This window comes from Synechococcus sp. R5-12 (assembly GCF_047502655.1).
In the GTDB taxonomy this organism is placed as follows: Bacteria; Cyanobacteriota; Cyanobacteriia; order Thermostichales; family Thermostichaceae; genus Thermostichus.
Genome location: NZ_JANSIM010000183.1, coordinates 1 through 4,985, shown reverse-complemented (window position 1 = coordinate 4,985; position 4,985 = coordinate 1). Strand labels below are relative to the sequence as shown.

The following is a 4,985-nucleotide window of genomic DNA, read 5'->3' as shown; positions in this document are numbered from 1 at the left end:
TTCCTCCCGACACTGACCCTACGGGTACCGTACGGGGCTCCTGCAATTTCTATCTGAATGCTGCTTGGATTCCGCACCCGCTTAGAGCTGAATAACCGGCAGAAGACCCTAGCCGCTCAGCACGCTGGGGTAGCCCGTCACGCCTACAACTGGGGCCTGGCCATCTGTCGGCAAGCCCTGGAGAACCGGCAGAAACTCCCCACCGCCATTGACCTGCACAAGCGCCTGGTAGCCGAGGTTAAGAAGGAAAACCCCTGGTACTACCAGGTCTCCAAATGCGCTCCTCAGCAGGCATTACGCAACTTGGAGCAAGCCTTTAAGCGCTGGCGGAGTGGGCAGGGTAGGTTTCCCCGCTTTAAGCGTAAGGGGGTGCGAGACAGCTTCTACTTGGAGGGCAGCATCCGCATCTCTGGTGACCGCATCAAGGTGCCTATCCTTGGTTGGCTACGCTGTGCGGAGCTGCTCCCCACCGCCACACCCAAGAACGTGGTCATTAGTCTTCGCGCCGGACATTGGTATATCTCCTTCAAATATGAAGCTCCAGCGCCTCAGGTGGAGAAGACCGGGGAAGTTGTGGGAGTGGACTTAGGTATCCATCACCTGGCCACCTGTTCCGACGGGGAAGTATTCGAGAATCCAAAGCCCTACCGCAAGGCGAGGAAGCGTCTGGCCAGACTGCAACGGCGGCTGAGTCGCAAGCAGAAGGGATCCGCTAACCGTAAGAAGGCGGTGGTGCAGTTAGGCAAGGCCCATAAGCGGGTGGCAGACATTCGGCAAGACAATCTGCACAAGCTAACGACTTACCTGGCCAAGAAGTATCGGGTGGTGGTGATTGAGGGCTTGCAGGTGAAGAACCTGCTCAAGAACCGCAAGCTGGCAGGAGCGCTGTCAGACTGTGGGTTCTACGAGTTGAGGACTCCGTCCCGCTATCGCGAACGGCGACAGCTAGAGTATAAGGCCCGGCTCTACGGCTGTCAGGTGGTGGTGGCGGATAGGTTTTATCCGTCCAGCCAACTGTGTTCAGGGTGTGGGCACCGACAGAAGATGCCACTGCAGGAAAGGGTGTTTTGCTGCCCGTGTTGTGGTCTGGAGCTAGACCGCGACTTGAATGCAGCCCTAAACCTGTTGCGGTGGTACAGAACTACCCCAAGCTCTGGGGGAAGTGACGCCTGTGGAGACTCCTCTGGCGGGGTGGTGGGGGTGAACTCTGCCACTAGTCATGGGTCGCTGAAGCAGGAAGAAAGCAGCGATGCTGGGCAAAGTTCTGTTTTGTTCAGCGTTGCATAAGCCTTTCGGAGCGGCTATTCCATCAACAGGCCCAAGTCCAGGTGAGGCTGCCACAGATCGGCCAGGCGCTCCAGCAATTGCTCCCGCTGCTGAGCATAGTGGCCCTCCAGATCCGGCAAGGGATCCCAGCCTTTTTGTCGGCGCAGCCAGTTCAGCCATTGTCGCCGCCACAGGTGGTTGTCAAACAGGCCATGCAGATAGCTGCCCCAAATCCGACCCGTGGGATCCCGCCAGCCCAGGTTCTCCCGGTCGAACAGCGGCAGACAGCCAGAGGGATCCGCCTGGGTGGATCCCTGATGAATTTCGTACCCCTGGATGGGGGCCAGGGCAGGCCATCGGCTTTGGGTCTGTACCTGCTGGGTGACCTTGGTGGGTTGTAAAACGGTGGTCAAAGGGAGAAAGCCCAACCCCGAGTAGGTGCCGGCGATCCCCTCCCAGCCTTCGGGATCGGCGATGGTTTCTCCCAACATTTGCAGTCCGCCGCAAATGCCGACGATATGGCCGGAGTATTGGCGCAGTTGCTCGGCCAAGCCGGTCTTTTGCAACGCGAACAGATCGTTGAGGGTGGTTTTGCTGCCGGGCAGGATGACCACATCCGGGGATCCCAAACTTTGGCCGGGGTGAACCCAGCGCAGATGGACGGTGGGCTCCGCCAACAAGGGGTCAAAATCCGAGAAATTGGCCACCTGGGGCAAACGCACCACAGCAATCTCCAGGCGCCCTTCCCTCAGGGCTTGGCCACCGGCCCGGTCGCGGCGATCTTCCCAAAGCAGGGGGTTGGCTGCAATTCCCATCGAATCCTCTTGGGGCAGAACCCAGTCCACCCAAGGCAAGACCCCGACAACTGGGATCCCGGTGTAGTTTTCCAGCCAATCCAGGCCGGGCTGCAACAGTTCCCGCGAGCCGCGAAATTTGTTGAAGACAATGCCCCGGATCAAGGCCCGCTCTTCAGGTTCCAGCAGTTGGAGCGTGCCCACCACATGGGCCAGCGCCCCACCTCGGTCGATGTCCGCCACCAGCCAAGTGGGGGATCCCAAATGCAAGGCAACCCGCATATTTGCCAAGTCTCGATGTTTGAGGTTCACCTCTGCCGGACTGCCTGCCCCCTCGCAAAGGATCCAGTCGTACTGCTGTTGTAGGCGAGCAAGGGCTTCTTTAACCGCTTGCCAGGCCGGCGCAAACCAGCGCTCGTAATACTCTCCGGCGCGGTAGGTGCCCACCGCCACTCCGTTCAAGACGATCTGGGAAGTCAGGTTGCCCTGGGGCTTCAGAAGAATCGGGTTCATTTCCACCGCAGGGGGGATCCCGGCAGCCCAAGCTTGCAGAGCCTGCGCGTAGGCAATCTCCTTGCCGTCTGGGGTGACATAGGCGTTGAGGGACATGTTCTGAGCTTTGAAGGGGGCGACCCTTTTTCCCGCTTTCTTGAGAATGCGACAGAGGGCTGTTACCAGCAGGGTTTTGCCCACATGGGAAGAAGTTCCCACCACCATCAAGGATCGACCTGAACAGCTCACCCCGGATCCCTCACCCTTGGTTTCTGGTTGTTGCCATTCTCTCCGCGGCCAGCCTCGCCAAGCCAGGGCCTCCGTTGGCAAAAGCGACTCTGCAATCCCCTAGTTAACCGCCCTGCTGATGCCCAGAGCCGCACCCTCCGGTCTGCACGGGATCCCAAGGGCTTGCGCCTTTGTGCTCTCGGTTGGATTTTAAGCTGGGGCAGATGGATTCGAACCACCGAATGGCGGGACCAAAACCCGCTGCCTTACCGCTTGGCGATGCCCCAATTCACATTGCTTAACCGGCTTAATTAATTTAGCGATGCAGCTTTAGATCTGTCAACGGTTGCGGTGGCTTCCTGTGTCGTGGGGAAGCTGAAGCTCTTCGCCAAGGCCAGGGCCGATGTCAAAGGGGTTCACAGGGAGAATGCGGGCCACCTCGAAGAAATAGGCGCGGATCTCTGGCCCGAAATAGATGACATCTCCGCTCCTCAGGTAGTGAGTAGCCACCCGCGTGCCGTTGACAAACACCCCATTGGTACTGGACTGGCCCTTGCGGTTGCCGTCGATCAGGCAATAGGTAAACCCTGTCCGGTTGGACTTGGTGGGCACCCGCACCAGGTAAGCGTGGTGACGCGAGACAAACCGATTGACGATCTGGATGGCGTTGGAGGGATCCCGTCCAACCGTGTAGATACTCTCCCGCAGGATGTAGCTGCAGGGCCGGACAGGATGGCAGATGGACAGGGTGAACTCCGGATGGGACACCGGCCGTTCAGGGACTTGATCGAACAAATCCGCCGGCAGATCAAAGCCCTGGCTGGGAAGAGGACTTTTCCCGCCAACCTCTGTGATGGAGGTGAAAAAATCGTCGTAGCTATGTGGCAAAGGTCTTCCCCCCTCAACGCTCAACGCCATTTACAGCAGCTTGGCTTTCCAAATTCAAAGTCTTATCTATAGTTCCCCAAAACCCTACTGCTTTCAAAGGAACTCTGGTCTTGGCGGGCTGCCGGAAAACCCACAAGCCCCAGTGTACTGTACTATACACCATAGGCAGCCTTGGAGATACCCCCTTTCCCCGGAAACTGGGCTTGGGCTCAGGTTGGGCCCATTTTGGTTTTCAGGAATCCCTTGGGAGCCTCAGCCTTCGCGGGCTATCCTGAGTAACAGATTCTTGAGGTAGGGGTGTGACAGAGGCCCTGCTGCGTCGGTTGGATGTGGCCACAGAAGCTGCCCTGGAGGCAGGGGCTTTGCTGCGCAGTTATGTGGGAGGCACCCTCGCCATCGAGGAGAAACGTCCGGGCGACTTGGTGACTGCGGCGGATCGCGCTTCCGAGGATCTCATCTTGAAAATCTTGAGGCGGCACTTCCCCGAAGATGTCATCTTGACCGAGGAATCAGGCCAGCAGGGATCCCCGGAGGGTGCCTACGCTTGGATGATCGATCCCCTGGATGGCACCACCAACTTTGCCCATGGCTACCCTTTTGCCGCCGTCTCCATCGGTTTGCTGCAGGGGCGGGAGCCAGTTTTGGGGGTTGTTTGTGATGTTTTTCGCGGGGATCTGTTTCGCGCCGTCCAAGGGATGGGGGCTACCCGCAACCGCCAACCCATTCGAGTCTCCACAACGGCTGAATTGTCTCGGAGCTTGCTGGTGACCGGCTTTGCCTACGATCGTCGCGAAACCCCTGACAACAACTACGCCGAGTTTTGCCACTTTACCCATCTCACCCAAGGAGTGCGGCGGGGCGGATCTGCAGCTCTGGATTTGGCCTATGTGGCCACCGGTCAGTTGGATGGCTACTGGGAGCGGGGCCTCTCCCCTTGGGACATTGCCGCAGGGATCGTTCTGGTGCGGGAGGCAGGCGGCAAGGTGACCGCTTATGATGGCAGCCCGGTGGACGTTTACAGTGGCCGACTGTTGGCCAGCAATGGCTGGTTACACGCTGCTCTGCAAGAAGAATTGGCCCAAGTACAGCCTTTGCCGGTCTCCTTTCCCATGCGGCGGGATCCACGCCCAGCCTATCAGAACCGGGAAAGCTCCCCAGTTGAGTTGAATTGAAGACAGAAGTAGCTGACGAATAATCGAGGAATAATCGAGGAATAATCAAGAAGATTCCAAGAACCCTATGTTGGGCAGGGTAGATAGGAGATGGGTTAGCGGACTGATACATTTACGCTGAACACTGCTGAACATCACTGTTCAA

At 58.3% G+C, this 4,985-nt stretch carries 4 protein-coding genes and 1 tRNA gene; 2 read left to right on the top strand and 3 right to left on the bottom strand.

The window, feature by feature from the left end; genetic code table 11:
- The first annotated feature begins 57 nt into the window (after positions 1-57).
- On the top strand, positions 58-1,287 hold the full coding sequence (locus NW843_RS10145; RefSeq protein ID WP_414522867.1) for an RNA-guided endonuclease InsQ/TnpB family protein: 1,230 nt from the start codon (positions 58-60) through the stop codon (positions 1,285-1,287).
- Positions 1,288-1,301: 14 nt separating this feature from the next.
- Here NW843_RS10145 and NW843_RS10140 read toward each other — a convergent pair whose 3' ends face one another.
- From NW843_RS10140 to NW843_RS10130, 3 genes are all read right to left on the bottom strand, one after another.
- Positions 1,302-2,777, bottom strand: a complete 1,476-nt coding sequence (locus NW843_RS10140; RefSeq protein WP_414522868.1) for a cobyric acid synthase — start codon at positions 2,775-2,777, stop codon at positions 1,302-1,304.
- 218 nt (positions 2,778-2,995) lie between these two features.
- Positions 2,996-3,067 (bottom strand) — tRNA-Gln (locus NW843_RS10135).
- A 52-nt stretch (positions 3,068-3,119) separates the two neighbouring features.
- Positions 3,120-3,698, bottom strand: a complete 579-nt coding sequence (locus NW843_RS10130; protein ID WP_414407062.1) for an FHA domain-containing protein — start codon at positions 3,696-3,698, stop codon at positions 3,120-3,122.
- Between the two features lie 269 nt (positions 3,699-3,967).
- Here NW843_RS10130 and NW843_RS10125 point away from each other — a divergent pair, with 269 nt between their 5' ends.
- On the top strand, positions 3,968-4,840 hold the full coding sequence (locus NW843_RS10125) for an inositol monophosphatase family protein (RefSeq protein ID WP_414384140.1): 873 nt from the start codon (positions 3,968-3,970) through the stop codon (positions 4,838-4,840).
- Positions 4,841-4,985: the final 145 nt, after the last annotated feature.